Annotated in this window: 14 protein-coding genes; 10 read left to right on the top strand and 4 right to left on the bottom strand. The window is 63.8% G+C overall.

Annotated elements, in window-relative coordinates; translation table 11 throughout:
- Nucleotides 1–39 precede the first annotated feature (39 nt).
- From L6639_RS00405 to L6639_RS00365, 9 genes are all read left to right on the top strand, one after another.
- Nucleotides 40–1,233 (top strand): acyltransferase family protein, encoded by a 1,194-nt coding sequence (locus L6639_RS00405; protein WP_237858014.1) that lies wholly within the window; start codon nt 40–42, stop codon nt 1,231–1,233.
- 51 nt (nt 1,234–1,284) lie between these two features.
- Nucleotides 1,285–2,424 carry a cysteine desulfurase family protein gene (locus L6639_RS00400; RefSeq protein WP_237858013.1) on the top strand — a complete coding sequence of 380 codons (1,140 nt, stop codon included), beginning with the start codon at nt 1,285–1,287 and terminating at the stop codon, nt 2,422–2,424.
- 113 nt (nt 2,425–2,537) lie between these two features.
- The gene (gene sufB / locus L6639_RS00395) at nt 2,538–4,034 is read left to right on the top strand and encodes a Fe-S cluster assembly protein SufB (protein WP_237858012.1); all 1,497 of its coding nucleotides are present in this window, start codon (nt 2,538–2,540) and stop codon (nt 4,032–4,034) included.
- 61 nt (nt 4,035–4,095) lie between these two features.
- Complete coding sequence (gene sufC / locus L6639_RS00390) at nt 4,096–4,848, top strand: Fe-S cluster assembly ATPase SufC (RefSeq protein ID WP_237858011.1); 753 nt, start codon at nt 4,096–4,098, stop codon at nt 4,846–4,848.
- An 11-nt stretch (nt 4,849–4,859) separates the two neighbouring features.
- The gene (sufD, locus tag L6639_RS00385; RefSeq protein ID WP_237858010.1) at nt 4,860–6,164 is read left to right on the top strand and encodes a Fe-S cluster assembly protein SufD; all 1,305 of its coding nucleotides are present in this window, start codon (nt 4,860–4,862) and stop codon (nt 6,162–6,164) included.
- Nucleotides 6,161–7,408 (top strand): cysteine desulfurase, encoded by a 1,248-nt coding sequence (locus L6639_RS00380; RefSeq protein ID WP_237858009.1) that lies wholly within the window; start codon nt 6,161–6,163, stop codon nt 7,406–7,408. Before sufD ends, L6639_RS00380 begins: the two co-directional genes overlap by 4 nt.
- Entirely contained in the window at nt 7,405–7,776 is a 372-nt protein-coding gene (locus tag L6639_RS00375) for an SUF system Fe-S cluster assembly protein (RefSeq protein WP_092229105.1), read from the top strand. Before L6639_RS00380 ends, L6639_RS00375 begins: the two co-directional genes overlap by 4 nt.
- A 49-nt stretch (nt 7,777–7,825) precedes the next feature.
- Entirely contained in the window at nt 7,826–8,224 is a 399-nt protein-coding gene (locus tag L6639_RS00370; protein WP_237858008.1) for a HesB/IscA family protein, read from the top strand.
- A gap of 188 nt (nt 8,225–8,412) precedes the next feature.
- Nucleotides 8,413–8,844, top strand: coding sequence for a TfoX/Sxy family protein (locus L6639_RS00365; RefSeq protein ID WP_237858007.1), 432 nt, complete (start codon nt 8,413–8,415; stop codon nt 8,842–8,844).
- Nucleotides 8,845–8,969: 125 nt separating this feature from the next.
- On the opposite strand, the gene fabA is transcribed toward L6639_RS00365, so the two are convergent.
- The 4 genes from fabA to L6639_RS00345 form a co-directional block, all read right to left on the bottom strand.
- Complete coding sequence (gene fabA / locus L6639_RS00360) at nt 8,970–9,500, bottom strand: bifunctional 3-hydroxydecanoyl-ACP dehydratase/trans-2-decenoyl-ACP isomerase (RefSeq protein ID WP_237858006.1); 531 nt, start codon at nt 9,498–9,500, stop codon at nt 8,970–8,972.
- A 102-nt stretch (nt 9,501–9,602) separates the two neighbouring features.
- Nucleotides 9,603–10,670, bottom strand: coding sequence for a GGDEF domain-containing protein (locus tag L6639_RS00355; protein ID WP_237858005.1), 1,068 nt, complete (start codon nt 10,668–10,670; stop codon nt 9,603–9,605).
- Nucleotides 10,671–10,799: 129 nt separating this feature from the next.
- Nucleotides 10,800–12,344, bottom strand: coding sequence for a DEAD/DEAH box helicase (locus L6639_RS00350; protein WP_237858004.1), 1,545 nt, complete (start codon nt 12,342–12,344; stop codon nt 10,800–10,802).
- A gap of 282 nt (nt 12,345–12,626) precedes the next feature.
- Nucleotides 12,627–13,589: a helix-turn-helix transcriptional regulator gene (locus tag L6639_RS00345; RefSeq protein ID WP_237858003.1), complete on the bottom strand. Its 963-nt coding sequence runs from the start codon at nt 13,587–13,589 to the stop codon at nt 12,627–12,629.
- 189 nt (nt 13,590–13,778) lie between these two features.
- Here L6639_RS00345 and L6639_RS00340 point away from each other — a divergent pair, with 189 nt between their 5' ends.
- The gene (locus tag L6639_RS00340) at nt 13,779–15,302 is read left to right on the top strand and encodes a caspase family protein (RefSeq protein WP_237858002.1); all 1,524 of its coding nucleotides are present in this window, start codon (nt 13,779–13,781) and stop codon (nt 15,300–15,302) included.
- Nucleotides 15,303–15,335 lie beyond the last annotated feature (33 nt).

The raw sequence follows: 15,335 nt of genomic DNA, 5'->3' as shown, positions 1-15,335 counted from the left end.
CAAATCCGCTGATATCGAGAGCCTAGGGAGCAGAGATCCATGTCAACACTACAGCAAGCATCAGGTTCGGAACGACGCATCGATCTGGACTGGGTGCGGATTTTAGCCTTCGGGCTTCTAATCTTCTACCACGTCGGCATGCTCTACGTGTCCTGGGGATTTCACATCAAGAGCGAGCACCGGCTGACCTTCCTCGAGCCGGCGATGCTGGTACTCAATCCCTGGCGGTTGTCGCTCTTGTTCCTCGTCTCCGGGGTCGCCAGCCGCTTCATGCTGGGCAAGCTCCGGCTCGTAGCGTTCGCCGGGGCGCGGTCGGTGCGGCTGCTGATCCCGCTGGTCTTCGGAATGCTCGTGATCGTGCCGCCGCAATCCTACCTGCAGATCGTCGAGGCGCTCGGATATCCCGCTGGTTTTGCCAACTACTATCTCTACCACTATCTGGCGTTCAGCGCGCAGTTCTGTCCGAACCCCTGCATCGTGCAGCCGACCTGGAACCACCTCTGGTTCGTGGTCTATCTCTGGGTCTACACGATGGCTCTGGCTGGCGTGCTGGCGCTGTGGCCGGCCGCCGCGGATTGGATCGGCGAGAAACTGGCGGCCGCGCTTGCTGGTCCGTGGCTGCTGGTGTTGCCGTGCCTGCTGTTTGTGGCCTGGCGGCTATTCTTGTCGCCAATCTTCCCCTCGACGCATGCCCTGTTCGGTGACTGGTACAACCACGCCGACTACGCGACCTCGTTCCTGATCGGCTTCCTGCTCGCGCGCGAGGGCGGCATCTGGCACGACATCGAGCGGCAACGGTGGACGGCGCTGGTGCTCGCAGCCGTCTGCTTCGCCGTCTTTGTTTTCGCTTACGCCGGCTTGTTTCCGCGATCGTCGATGCTCCGGTGGAGCGCCGGATCGGCCTATGGTTGCTACCAATGGGTTGCGATGGTCGCCGTGCTCGGCTTTGCGCGCCGCCATTTGACGGCCGATGGAGCCGCGCGCCGCTATCTGACGGACGCGATCTTTCCCTATTACATCGTCCATCAAACCGCGATCATCATGATCGCGCACGCGCTGCAAGGCAGCGGGCTGTCTGCGGCAAGCGAGGCCACCATCGTAATATCAGGCACCGCGCTCACCTGTGCGGTGACCTACGAGGTCGCGCGGCGGATCTTCTGGCTGCGTCCGTTGTTCGGTCTGCGCATGGAGCCGCGCTCTGTCGCCGGGATCGCGCAACAACTGCCGGCCTGATGCGCGGCAGCGCCCGATTGGCGAGCGGACAAAAGGTGCTAAGAGGGCGCCATGCCAAGCCGTGTCTATCTCGACTGGAATGCGACCACTCCGCTGCGTGCCGAAGCGCGCGCACCGATGCTGGCCGCTTACGAGCTGATCGGCAACCCGTCCTCGGTTCATGCCGAGGGGCGGGAGGCGCGGCGACTGGTCGAGGAGGCCCGGGCCGCGCTGGCCGGGGCCGTGGGCGCGCTGCCGCGGAATATCGTTTTCACCTCCGCTGGTACCGAGGCTAATGTGCTGGCGCTGTCGCCCGGCTTGCGGGGCCGATCGGGCCAGCCGGTGCGGCGGCTGCTGGTCTCTGCGGTGGAGCACGCCTCGGTGCTGGCAGGCGGGCGGTTTCCGGCAGAGAGCGTCAGCCAGATTAGGGTCACGCGCTCCGGCGTGGTCGATCTCGACCATCTCCGTGGACTGCTCGCCGACGGCCCGACGGCACTGGTCTCGATCATGGCAGCCAACAACGAGACCGGGGCGCTCCAGCCGGTGGCCGAGGCGGCAGGGCTGGTCCACGAGGCCGGCGGCCTCCTGCATGTCGATGCAATCCAGGCGCTCGGCAAAATTGCGTTCAATATTAACGCGGTAGGCGCGGACCTTGCGACCTTTTCTGCGCACAAGATCGGCGGCCCCAAGGGCGTCGGCGCGCTTGTCGTGGCCGAGGGGCTTGCCGGTTTGGAACCGGTGCTACGCGGCGGTGGGCAGGAACTCGGTCGGCGGGCGGGAACCGAGAACGTCGCGGGGATCGCTGGCTTCGGCGCGGCGGTGAAAGCTGCCCTTCAGGCTCTGCCTGAGGATGCGGAGCGCATGGCAAGCCTCAGGGATCGCTTGGAAAATGGCCTTCGCGGGATTGCCGGAGCGACTGTCTTCTCTGAAGATGTGATGAGGTTGCCAAATACCGTATTGTTCACCGCGCCCGGGCTGAAGGCCGAGACCGCCGTGATTGGATTCGACCTCGAAGGCATCGCCGTGTCCTCGGGGTCAGCCTGTTCCTCCGGCAAGGTCCAGCCGTCCCACGTGCTCTCGGCGATGGGGTACGATGCCACCGTAGCCCAGGGAGCGGTGCGCCTCAGTCTGGGCTGGTCCACGGAACCTGAGGACATCAATAGGGCGTTAGAGGCTTGGCGAAAGCTCGGTAATACCCTACTTAGAGCCTAAGCGACGAAACACGGCTCGAACGGTTCTAAGCCCGTGCTTTCGGCCAAAAAACATCGTAATACTCGTCCGAGTTTGATCCACCGCGGTCCTTGAAACCGCGAGCGGAGGATAGAATGCCAGCCGTCCAAGAGACGGTCGAGCGCGTCAAGCGCATCGACGTCGACCAGTATCGTTATGGGTTTGAGACCCAGATCGAGTCCGACAAGGCCCCCAAGGGGCTGTCAGAAGACACCGTCCGGTTCATCTCCGAGAAGAAGAACGAGCCCGCCTGGATGCTCCAGTGGCGGCTTGAGGCTTACAGGCGCTGGCTGACCATGACCGAGCCGACCTGGGCGCGCGTCGACTATCCCAAGATCGACTTTCAGGACCTTTATTACTATTCGGCGCCGAAGCCGAAGAAGTCGATCACCTCGCTCGACGAGATCGACCCGGAGATTCTGAAAACCTACGAGAAGCTCGGCATTCCCTTGCGGGAAGTCGCCATGCTCGAAGGCGTCGAGCCCAAGGTGGGCGAGGAAGACCCGGCCAAGCGCAAGATCGCGGTCGATGCGGTGTTCGATTCGGTCTCGGTCGCAACCACCTTCAAGGCGGAGCTGAAAAAGGCCGGCGTGATCTTCATGCCGATCTCGGAGGCGATCCGCGAGCATCCTGAATTGGTGCAGAAATATCTCGGCTCGGTGGTTCCGACCTCAGACAATTTCTATGCGACGCTGAACTCGGCGGTGTTCTCCGACGGCTCGTTCGTCTACGTGCCGCCGGGCGTGCGCTGCCCGATGGAACTGTCGACCTATTTCCGCATCAACGAGCGCAACACCGGCCAGTTCGAACGCACGCTGATCATCGCGGACAAGGGCTCCTACGTCTCCTATCTCGAAGGCTGCACCGCGCCGCAGCGCGATGAGAACCAGCTGCACGCGGCTGTCGTCGAACTCGTCGCGCACGACGACGCCGAGATCAAATATTCGACGGTGCAGAACTGGTATCCCGGCAATTCGGAAGGCAAGGGCGGCATCTACAATTTCGTCACCAAGCGTGGCGACTGTCGTGGCAACCGGTCCAAGATTTCCTGGACCCAGGTCGAGACCGGCTCCGCCATCACCTGGAAGTATCCGAGCTGCATTCTGCGCGGTGATAATTCCAGCGGCGAGTTCTACTCGATCGCGATCTCGAACGGCTTCCAGCAGGTCGATTCGGGCACCAAGATGATCCATCTCGGCAAGAACACGTCGAGCCGCATCATCTCGAAGGGCATCGCCGCCGGCAAATCGCAGAACACTTATCGTGGTCTTGTTACGGCTCACCGGAAAGCCACCGGTGCGCGCAACTTCACCGCGTGCGATTCGCTGCTGATCGGCGACAAATGCGGCGCGCACACCGTGCCGTACATCGAGGCCAAGAACTCGTCGGCAACGTTCGAGCACGAAGCGACGACCTCGAAGATCTCCGAGGACGTGCTGTTCTACTGCATCCAGCGCGGCCTTTCGCAGGAAGAGGCGGTCGGCCTCGTCGTCAACGGCTTCGTCAAGGACGTGCTGCAGCAGCTGCCGATGGAATTCGCGGTAGAAGCGCAGAAGCTGATCTCGATCTCGCTTGAAGGGTCGGTCGGCTAATTGCCGACCCTCGCGGCGCGCTTAGGCGCTCCAACATCATCTGATTAAACTGGATACCAAGATGGCTTTGCTTGAAGTGAAAGACCTCAAGGTTCGTGTCGAGGAACGTGAGATCCTCCACGGGCTGACGCTGACCGTGAACGAGGGCGAGGTGCACGCGATCATGGGGCCGAACGGCTCCGGCAAGTCGACGCTCTCGCACGTCATCGCCGGCAAGCCCGGCTACGAGGTCACCGACGGCCAGATCCTGTTCAAGGGCGAGGATCTCTTGGAGATGTCGCCGGACGAGCGCGCCGCCAAGGGCGTGTTCCTGGCGTTCCAGTATCCGGTAGAGATCCCGGGCGTCGCCACCATGACCTTCCTGCGCACCGCGCTGAACGCGCAGCGCAAGGCCCGTGGCGAGAGCGAGTATTCGACGCCGGACTTCCTGAAGAAAGTCCGCGAAGTCTCGAAGTCGCTGAACATCCCGCAGGACATGCTCAAGCGGGGCGTCAATGTCGGCTTCTCCGGCGGCGAGAAGAAGCGCAACGAGGTGCTGCAGATGGCGTTGTTCGAGCCGAGCCTCTGCATCCTCGACGAGATGGATTCGGGCCTCGATATCGACGCGCTGCGCATCGCAGCCGACGGTGTCAACGCGCTGCGTTCGCCGAAGCGCGCGATGGTCGTCATCACCCACTATCAGCGGCTACTCAACTACATCGTGCCCGACGTGGTGCACGTGATGTCGAAGGGTCGTGTCGTGAAGAGCGGCGGCAAGGAATTGGCGCTGGAGCTGGAAGCGTCCGGCTACGCCCAGTTCGAGGACGCCGCGTAAGGAATTTTGCGATGAACGTTGCTGTGGCAAAGACCGGGAACGGCCGCGCGGTGAGCGATCTCTTCGCCAGCGCCGAAGGCCGCTTGCCGGGTTCGCCCGATGTGATCGCGGTGCGCCGCGAGGCCTTCGAGACCTATGAACGTCTCGGCCTTCCGCACCGCCGGATCGAGGAATGGAAATATACCGACCTGCGCGCGCTGGTCGGCGAGGTGCTGCCGCTGGCAGCCGCGCCCGATGCCGCCGCGCTGAAGCGTGCCGCTGAGGCTGTGAAGGCCCATGCGATCGAAGGCGCCCGCAAGCTGGTGCTGGTCGATGGCGTGTTTGCGGCTGACCTGTCCGACTCCAAGGCGCTCACTGCTGAGGTGGGGTTCAGGACGCTCCGGGAGGCGCTGGAGAAGGATTCTGGTCTCCTGAAGACTTCATCCACTGATGCTGTGATCGCGCTCAACGCGGCGATGGCGACCGATGGCGTGGTCCTGTCGATCGCGGACGGCGCACAGCTCTCCGCACCGATCCAGATCCTCCACATCGCGACCGCCGCGTCCGCATCTAGTTTCACCCGTTCGCAGGTCGCGATCGGGAAGGGCGCCCGGGCCACCATCGTCGAGAGCTTCGTTTCGGCGGGCGCAAAGGCCTACCATGTCAATGACGCCGTGATTGTCGCGGTGGGTGACGGTGCCGACGTCGCGCATATCCGTCTGATGGACGACGCGGCCGATGCAGCGAACGTCTCCTCACACTTCGTCACCGTCGGCGCCAACGTCAAATTCAACTTCTTCAACATGACCACTGGTGCGGCCGTCAGCCGCCTGCAGGGTTTCATCACCCTGGCGGGCGAGGGCAGCGAGCTCTCGGCCAACGGCGTGAACCTGTTGCAGAAGACCGAGCACGGCGACACCACGCTGGTGGTCGACCATGCCGTCCCGAACTGCGTCAGCCGCGAGGTGTTCCGCGCCGTGCTCGACGATCGCGCCCATTCGGTGTTCCAGGGTCGCATCATCGTTCGTCCCGATGCGCAGAAGACCGACGGCAAGATGATGACCCGCGCGCTGCTGCTCTCGGACGAAGCCGAGGCCGACAACAAGCCTGAGCTCGAGATCTTTGCCGACGACGTTTCCTGCGGCCACGGCGCCACCGCCGGCGCGCTGGACGACAGTCTCTTGTTCTACCTGAAGGCCCGCGGCCTGCCCGAGAAGCAGGCCCAGGCGCTGCTGATCCAGGCGTTCGTCGGCGAGGCGATCGAGCAGATCGCCGACGATGTCTTGCGCGAGCACGTGATCGGCATCGCCGAGCGCTGGCTGGAGCGCCGGTCATGAGCACGCATCCCGCAGTCAAGAACGGCGCCTATGACGTCGCGCGCGTGCGGCAGGATTTTCCGGCGCTCGCCATGCAGGTCTACGGCAAGAAGCTGGTCTATCTCGACAACGCGGCGTCCGCGCAGAAGCCGAGCGCCGTGCTCGATCGCATGACGCAGGCTTATCAGTCCGAATATGCCAACGTTCATCGCGGGCTGCACTATCTCGCCAATGCCGCGACCGAAGCCTATGAGGGCGGTCGCACCAAGGTGGCGCAGTTCATCAACGCGCCGCGAACAGAAGAGGTGATCTTCACCCGCAACGCGACGGAAGCGATCAATCTGGTCGCCTCGTCCTGGGGCGGGCCGAACATCGGAGAAGGCGACGAGATCGTCATCTCGATCATGGAGCACCACTCCAACATTGTTCCCTGGCATTTCCTCAGGGAGCGCCAGGGTGCCGTGATCAAATGGGCGCCTGTTGACGACGAGGGCAATTTCCTCATCGACGAATTCGAGAAGCTTCTGACGCCCAAGACCAAGCTCGTCGCGATCACGCAGATGTCGAATGCGCTCGGCACCATCGTGCCGGTCAAGGACGTCGTGAAGATCGCGCACGCCCGCGGCATCCCGGTGCTGGTCGACGGCAGCCAGGGCGCGGTGCATCTGCCGGTCGACGTCCAGGACATCGGCTGCGATTTCTACGTCTTCACCGGCCACAAGGTGTATGGCCCGACCGGCATCGGCGTGCTCTGGGCCAAGTACGACCACCTCGTCGCGATGCGTCCCTTTAACGGCGGCGGCGAGATGATCCGCGAGGTCTCGCGCGAGATCGTCACCTATGGCGATCCCCCACACAAGTTCGAGGCAGGCACGCCGGCGATCGTCGAGGCCGTGGGCCTTGGCGCGGCCATCGACTATGTCAATTCGATCGGCAAGGAGCGCATCGCCGCGCACGAGACCGACCTCACCGCCTATGCCCAGGAGCGCTTGCGCGAGATCAACTCGCTGCGGCTGATCGGCACGGCGCGGGGCAAGGGCCCGGTGATTTCCTTCGAGCTCAAGGGCGCACATGCCCACGACGTCGCCACCGTGATCGACCGTCAGGGCATCGCGGTGCGCGCCGGCACCCATTGCGTCATGCCGCTTTTAGAGCGGTTCAACGTGACGGCCACCTGCCGGGCCTCGTTCGGCATGTACAATACGCGGGAAGAAGTCGATCATCTGGCACAGGCGCTGCTCAAGGCGCGGGATTTGTTCGCATGAGTGACACGGCCGAAATCAAAGCCAACCCGATGGAGACGCATTCGGCGCTGCCGCCGGAGGAGACCGAGCGTCTCACCCGCGAGATCATCGCCGGCCTCAAGACGGTGTTCGACCCGGAAATTCCGGCCGACATCTATGAGCTCGGCCTGATCTACAAAGTCGAGATCAAGGACGATCGCTCCGTCGACGTGCAGATGACGCTGACGACGCCGAACTGCCCGGCCGCGGGCGAACTGCCGACCATGGTCGAGAACGCGGTCGCCAGCGTTCCCGGTGTCGGCGTGGTCGACGTCAAGGTGGTCTGGGAGCCGGCCTGGACGCCGGAACGCATGAGCGACGAAGCCCGCCTCGTGCTCAACATGTGGTGACGCGTACTCTCGACATTGAATTTGCACTCCAAGGGACCACATCTCTGACATGACACAGGTCACACCAGCATCCACTCCGAAGCCGCGGCGCCCGCGCCCGCAGGTGATGCGGCTGACGGACACGGCTGCCCAGCGCATCACCGAGCTGACCCAGCGCGCCGACTCCGAGATCGTGGGTCTGCGCGTTGGCGTGAAGAACGGCGGCTGCGCCGGCCAGTCCTACACGGTCGAATACGCCCACGAGATCCGCCCGACCGACGAGGTCGTCGAGGACAAGGGCGTCAAGATCCTGGTCGATCCCAAGGCCGTGCTGTTCCTGCTCGGCACCGAGATGGACTACAGGGCCGACAAGATGCAGGCCCAGTTCGTCTTCAACAACCCCAACCAGATCTCCGCCTGCGGCTGCGGTGAGTCGGTCGAACTGCGCCCGGCCAAGATCGACGGGTAAGCCCTTCCCAATGCTCTGTGCCGGCCGCGCTGCCGCGCCCTTGCGCTGCTGCGTAGAGCCGGGACCCACGCTATAGTCACCGGTGCAATGTGACTGGGCCCCGGCTCGGCAGCGCCATAGCGCGTCGAAGACGCGCGTAAACGCGCTTATGGCACGCTGCGCTGCGTCCGGGGCACGAGGGTGGCGCCATGGACCGTGAATTCCTGATCGACCTGTTCGCCGATTTCGGTCCTGTCACCATCCGAAAAATGTTTTCCGGCCACGGCATCTCCGTCGATGGCGTCAACTTCGCGCTCGCCTTGCGCGCTGGCCTGTTCTTCCGCGCAGACGAGGTGACCATCCCGGACTTTGAGGCGGAAGGCTCAAAACCATTCCAGTACTCCACCCGCGCAAAGACCGTGCTGGTGAACTCCTACTGGGAGCTGCCGGCACGGCTGTTCGACGATTCCGAGGAGCTGGCGCAATGGGCGAGGGCGGCGCTTGCGGCCGCCCAGCGCGCGAAGGTGAAGAAGCGGCCGAAGAAGAAAGCGGCGGCGAAGAAGACGGCAAGCAAGCCGGCAAAGAAGACCGCGCCGAAGAAGAGATCGACCAAGAAGGTAACCAAGAGAGCGGTGCGGTAGTGTGGGCAAAGCGACTTGTCCGCCGCAGCTCGAAGAGCGAAGGCGGAAGCGTGCCCACGTTAGGATTATGACCGCGTGAGATCGTGGGCACGGCGCAAGAGCGCCTTTGCCCACCCTGCGAGACCTCAATCCGCGGCCTTGGTCAGCCCGACCCGCATATCCTTGGCCACGAACACGCAGGTGCCATCGGCGATCACACGCCCATCCGCAATTCCGAGCACCAGCTTGCCGCGGCGGACCATGCGCATGGCGACCTCGTAGCGCACCGATCGCGCCGCCGGTGTGATCTCGCCCGTGGCCTCGACCTCGCCGACGCCGATGGCGCGGCCCTTGCCCGGTGAACCCGACCAGCCGAGCCAGTAGCCGATCATCTGCCACATGGCGTCGAGCCCGAGCGTGGGCGGCATGATCGCATCGCCGCGATAGTGGCAGTCGAAGAACCAGTGGTCCGGCACAATGTCGAGCTCGCTGACGATATGGCCCTTGCCGTATTCGCCCCCATCCAGGCTGATCTCGGTGATGCGGTCCATCATCAGCATCGGCGGGGCCGGCAATTGCGCGTTGCCCGGGCCGAAGTAACCGCCTTCGCTCGATCTCAGCAACTCGTCCTTGGTGTAGGACGGTTGCGGCGTGTGAAAATCATGAGGATTGGGCAAGTGACAAGTCCTCGCGGTCGACTGCATTGAGGTCGCGAGGAAGATGTCGTTCGTCAGGTTGGAATGTCAAGCGGAGCCGGATCTCGCCGCCCGCTGACCTTCTCATGCCACCCGGTTGTGCGTCTCGACCGCGAATTCCGGATCGACTTCGCAGATCACGCGATTGCGGCCGTTGCGCTTGGCGGCGTAAAGGCAGGCGTCCGCGCGCTCGATCAGCGCATCGGTGTCGTCGCCCTGCTTCAGCAGGGAGACGCCGACTGAAATGGTCACGCGGCCGAGGATTTCGCCGGTCGACTTCTTCTTCAATTCCTTCGCCATCACGGCGCGGCGGATATGATCGGCGACCGTAAGCGCCTGGCGCAGTGCCGTGTTGGGCAGCACCACCGCAAATTCCTCGCCGCCGTAGCGCGCGGTGATATCCTGGCCCTTGATCGTCTGCTTCAACGACAGGCCGACCAGCCGGAGCACCTGGTCGCCGGTGAGATGGCCGTAGGAATCGTTGAACGATTTGAAGTGGTCGATGTCGAACAGCAGCAGCGACAGCGGCTCGCCGCTCGCAAGTGCGCTCTGCACCGCCATGCCGATCATGCGGTCGAAATATTTGCGGTTGCCGAGACCCGTCAGCGGATCGGTGAGGCTTTCGGCGCGGATCGCTTCCAGGCTCTGTTGGAGATTGCTGATCTCGTTCTTGGAAAGCGTCAGCCGGTCTTCCAGCGCCTTGTTGGTCTCGCGCATTTCGCCGGTCGAACGCAGCAGCGTTTCGACGATCGTCTTGATCTGCTCGCGGCTGTTGGCCGAGGATAGTTGCGCCGTCGCGCCCGTCAGGCTGGCGTCGTAGGAGCCGGTCATGCCGAGCGCGTCGCTCAGCACCGTCATCACGTCGTCGATCTCGCCGATGACGCGCGCCCCGACCTTGTCGATGCGGTCGGTCGTTTTGATGTGGGAGAGATAAGTGTCGTAGATTTGCTCGAGATCGATTTCGGTCAGCTTGCCGTTGCGGGCCAGCGTCTCGTTGATGATCTTGTTGAGCGGCGCGTTATAGCCGGTCGCGTAGACGTACCAGATCTCGTAATTGCGGGGAATTGCAGTCTGCTTCAGCGATCGGATCTGACCGAGCGCCACCTCGGCGAACGCCATCGTGCGTTCGTGTTCATCGAGCACTTTGACCACAGAACATACCCCACAGCGGTCGGTGCGCCCATCGACCGCAGCAATGCTTAAATTATGTTCGTAGGCTAACGGACGATGATGAACGGTCGGTAAACGTTCGGCCGTTCAACTCACGCGTGTATCGCGGTGTCAGGCTCCGGCGGGAGAGCGGACCGGCCGCAGCAGGAATGCCGGGAGATGCGAGTGATCGCCGGGCTCGGTGTCGGCTTCCCGCTGCCGACGGGGCTCGGGGCGGCCGATCGACGGCACGTGGGAATTGTTGGCCTGTTGGCGCGAGCCGTGGCGGGCCTCGGACGATGGACGCGCTTCGCGCTGTGGCCTTGCCTCGCGAGCAGGCCGCGCTTCGCGCGCGGGCCGAGCTTCGGCACCAGGTCTTGTATCCGACGAAGGCGTCGCCTCGGAGGACTGTCGCGCCTCGCGCGGCTCGTGGCTGCGCTCACGGTCGCGACCGCGCTGCGGCTTGCCGCGTCCGCCGCGGGAACGTTCACGATCACGTCCGCGCGCTTCGCGCGGACGGTCGCTCTTCTCACCCGAATCCGCATGCACCTCATAGTCGCCTTCGGCGCGGGGAATGCTCTGGCCGATCAGCTTTTCGATCGCAACCATCGACTTCTGGTCGAGCGGGGTCACGATCGAGATCGCGGTGCCGGTGCGGCCGGCACGGCCGGTGCGGCCGACGCGATGGACGTAATCGTCGGGATGGTGGGGGACGTCGAAATTGAAGACGTGGCTGACCTCGGGAATGTCGAGGCCGCGGGCGGCGACGTCGGAGGCGACCAGCAGCGGCAGTTCACCCTTGCGGAACTGTTCAAGCGCCGCCATGCGGGCCGGCTGATCCATGTCGCCATGCAGGGCGCCGACGCTGAAGCCGTGCTTCTGAAGCGATTTGTGAACGACCGCGACTTCCCGCTTGCGATTGCAGAAGATGATCGCGTTCTTGAGATCCTTGGCCTCGCGCAACAGGCGGCGAAGCAATTCGCGTTTCTCATGCGCCTCGCGCCCGGCCGGTACCTGGGACTGCGTGACCGTGACAGCGGTGGTGGCCGGCTTGGAAACTTCGACCTTCTGCGGATTGTGCAGGAAGGTTTCGGTGATGCGCCGGATTTCCGGCGGCATGGTCGCGGTGAAGAACAGGGTCTGCCGCGTGAAGGGGACCAGCTTGCAGATGCGCTCGATGTCAGGGATGAAGCCCATGTCCAGCATGCGGTCGGCTTCGTCGATCACGAGCAGCTCGACGCCGGTGAGCAGCAGGCCGCCCCGCTCGGTATGGTCGAGCAGGCGGCCCGGGGTGGCGATCAGCACGTCGACGCCGCGCGTCAGCTTGGCATCCTGGTCGCCGAAGGAGACGCCGCCAATCAGGAGGGCGACGTTGAGTTTCTGGCCGGCGCCGTAGCGGTCGAAGTTTTCCTTCACCTGCGCCGCGAGCTCGCGGGTCGGCTCCAGGATCAGCGTGCGCGGCATGCGCGCGCGGGCGCGGCCCTTTTCGAGGATGGTGAGCATCGGCAGCACGAAGGCCGCGGTCTTGCCGGTGCCGGTCTGGGCGATGCCGAGCACGTCCTTGCGTGCAAGGACGTGGGGGATCGCCTGTTCCTGGATGGGGGTCGGGGTGGTGTAACCGGTGGCCGCCACTGCGGCGAGGACTTTTTCGGAGAGTCCGAGATTTGAAAAGGACATTGAGCCTCTGGTCGAAACCGCCGTTCGGAATCGAGGGTAATAAGGCTGGTCGCGTTCCACCCCGAAACGGCGCGCTCTCAAAGAAGCTGGGGGTGCTGACTCACGCGAACAAAGCGCCAAGCTCAGGAATCGGTTTTCGATCTGAGCCGCGTCGCTCCGGAACATAGGGCGGAATCGGCCAAAGTCAATGGAGCAGGCGCGGGAAGGTCCTAAAAACCCTGAGGTTTTTGCCCAAATCACGGGCGGGGCTCGGCTTTTCGGCTGCAGTGGCCACGCGGGTGGTTAACGCCCCCCTGCGACCTGGGCACGAAAATCACCGGGCGCCATGCCATAGGCGGCGTTGAAGACCCGGTAATAGGTCGCAAGGCTCTCGAAACCGCAGGCGGTGGCGATGTCGGCGATCAGCCGCTGCGGCGCTTCGCTTATCAGGTGGCGGCTTCTCTTGAGCCGCTCCTCCGTGACGGTCTGGGAGAAGCTGCGCTCGGCAACCTCGAACAGCATGTGCAGATGGCGCACGGAGACGCCGAGCAGGTCGGCCACCCGTGCCGGCGCCAGATCCGGGTCCTGCAAATGGCGCGCGATCAGACGCCGCGCCAGCGACAGGCGGGCGGTCCGCAGCGCAGCCTGTCCGCGCCGGCTGCCCGGCCTGACGATGCCGCGCTCGATCAGCGCCAGATGCCCGAGCGCCTGCACCAGTGGGACGGCGCCCGGCGAGCCTTCGGTCGCGGCCGCCTCGCCGAGATCGGCAAAGCAGGCGTCGAGCAGGGGCGCCAGCGTGGCATCGTTGAACGTCTTGGGCGCAAGCTCGCGCATGCGCCTGTCCTGTGTCGCAAGGCCGCTGACCGGGATCTTCAGGATGCGCAGATGAAAGCCGGCTTCGCCCAGCGGCCGCGTGCGGTAGGGCAGGTCGGTATGGCTGGTGGCAAAGCTGCCATTGCCAATGGCGAAATCGCTCGAGCGCATGCCGCCGAACCAGCCGCCGCCGCCCAGCTGCTGGTAGACGCAGATGCTGTCACCCGGCGCGTAGCTGATGTCGGATGGGCTCCGTTCGACCGCATAGGGGGAGGCCTTCAGCTCGACCAGGCCGCCAGTGCCGACCTGGGTCAGCGAGAACGCCCCGTAAAACCCTGTGCGCTGTTCGCGCTCGAGCTCAGCGGTGACCCCGAACAGTCCCTTGGCGCGGACCTCGCGCCAATAGTCGAAACGGTCATGAGGTTCGACTTCGTCGGTACACCAGCGATACACGGCAGCCCCTCGCTTGCGCGCAATTGCCCTAGAAAAAGCAGATTCCAGCGGAATCTGCCATAGGCCAGATGATGGAACCACGGGGACCATCAGGTTGAACCGGCATTGCGGCTGGACCGACTATCACATCAACGGCGTAAGGTTTCCGCAGGGAGCCAATGGGAAGCCGTTTTGCAACGGGATATCACGATGACGCGTCGGGTCTTCAGAATTCTGGCCGCGCTGGGCCTGGCAGCGAGCCTCAGCGGCATCGCAAGCGTTGCGCATGCCGAAAAGCGCGTCGCGCTCGTGATCGGCAACAACGACTACAAGAACGTGCCGAAGCTCGTGAAGGCCGTCAATGACGCCCGCACCATGGGCGACACGCTGAAGCAGCTCGGCTTCCAGGTGATGGTCGCTGAAAACCAGAACCGTCAGCAATTCACGGAGACGCTGCTTGCCTTCGACCGGGTGATCGAGCCCGGCGATACCGCGTTCTTCTTCTATGCCGGCCATGGCTTCGAGATCGCGGGCCAGAACTATCTGCTGCCGACCGACGTGCCGGCGGCGACTGAAGGCCAGGAAGAGCTGGTGCGCGATGCCTCCATTCTGGCCGATCGTGTCGTCGAGCGTCTCCAGAACAAGAAGGCGCGCACCTCGATCCTGGTGTTCGACGCCTGCCGCAACAATCCGTTCGAACGTTCAGGCACGCGTGCGGTCGCCGGCGGTGGTGGCCTCGCGCCGATGACCCAGCTTCCCGAAGGTGTGTTCTCGGTGTTCTCAGCGGGTCCGCGCCAGACCGCGCTCGATCGTCTCTCCAACGACGATGCCAATCCCAATTCGGTGTTCACGCGCACGTTCGCCAAGGAGTTGCTCCAGCCTGGCGAGAATCTCGTGCAGGTCGCACAGCACACGCGCCGTCTGGTCAGCGAGATGGCCGATACCGTCAGGCACAAGCAGGTGCCCGTCTATTTCGACCAGATGGTCGATGACGTCTTCCTCAGTGGCGCCGTGAAGGATGCGGCCGCCGCAGCGGCTCGGCCCGCCGATCCGCCGCAGCAAAAGGTCGCCGCGTTGCCGCCGGTGTCTGTGCCGCGCGTGCCGAAGGAGGAAAGCACCAATGCGCCGATCGCGAGCTTCTCGCGCCACAATGGCGGCTGGAGCGTGACGTTCTCCTTCGCAGATCCCACGATCGGAATTTCATGGCGCATGGCCGGCAAGGGCGATTTCCGTGAGACCGGCTTCATGGACACGCTTGATCCGCGCACCCGCAAGCGGATGCCGAACCCCTCGATCGAGCTGCCGGTGGATGCCCAGGCCGGCACCATCGAGGTCCGCTACGTCGACGCCTCCGGCGACATGCAGGGCCCGTTTCCGATCAAGTTCGATCCGGAAGCAGCTCTGATCCGCGACCAGCGCAAGATCCTCGACATGACCGCCACAAGTTGGCTGTCATTCCGCCAGTTCAACGGGCTGCTGGTCTATTATTCCCATCTGGTCTCGTATCGCTGCGCGATCCGCGAGGCGCGCATCGGCATCGACACGGCGGTGCCGGATAAGGTGCTGAAACTGCCGGCTTGCGATCTCCGCGATCCCTCTGCGATCACGGCCGGCATGCTGCTCTATGAGAAGCTGCCGCCAGCAACGCAGTTCATGTCGGTCGAATTGACCTATCGTGACGGCAGCGTGTCGGAGGTCAAGACTTTCCGGACGGCGAACCGCAGCAATAATTGAGCTGATTCCTGCGATCAAATTGAGCCTTTCGCA

Source organism: Bradyrhizobium zhengyangense, from assembly GCF_022012555.1.
Lineage (GTDB): Bacteria > Pseudomonadota > Alphaproteobacteria > Rhizobiales > Xanthobacteraceae > Bradyrhizobium > Bradyrhizobium zhengyangense.
This window is presented reverse-complemented; position numbering and strand designations above follow the sequence as displayed.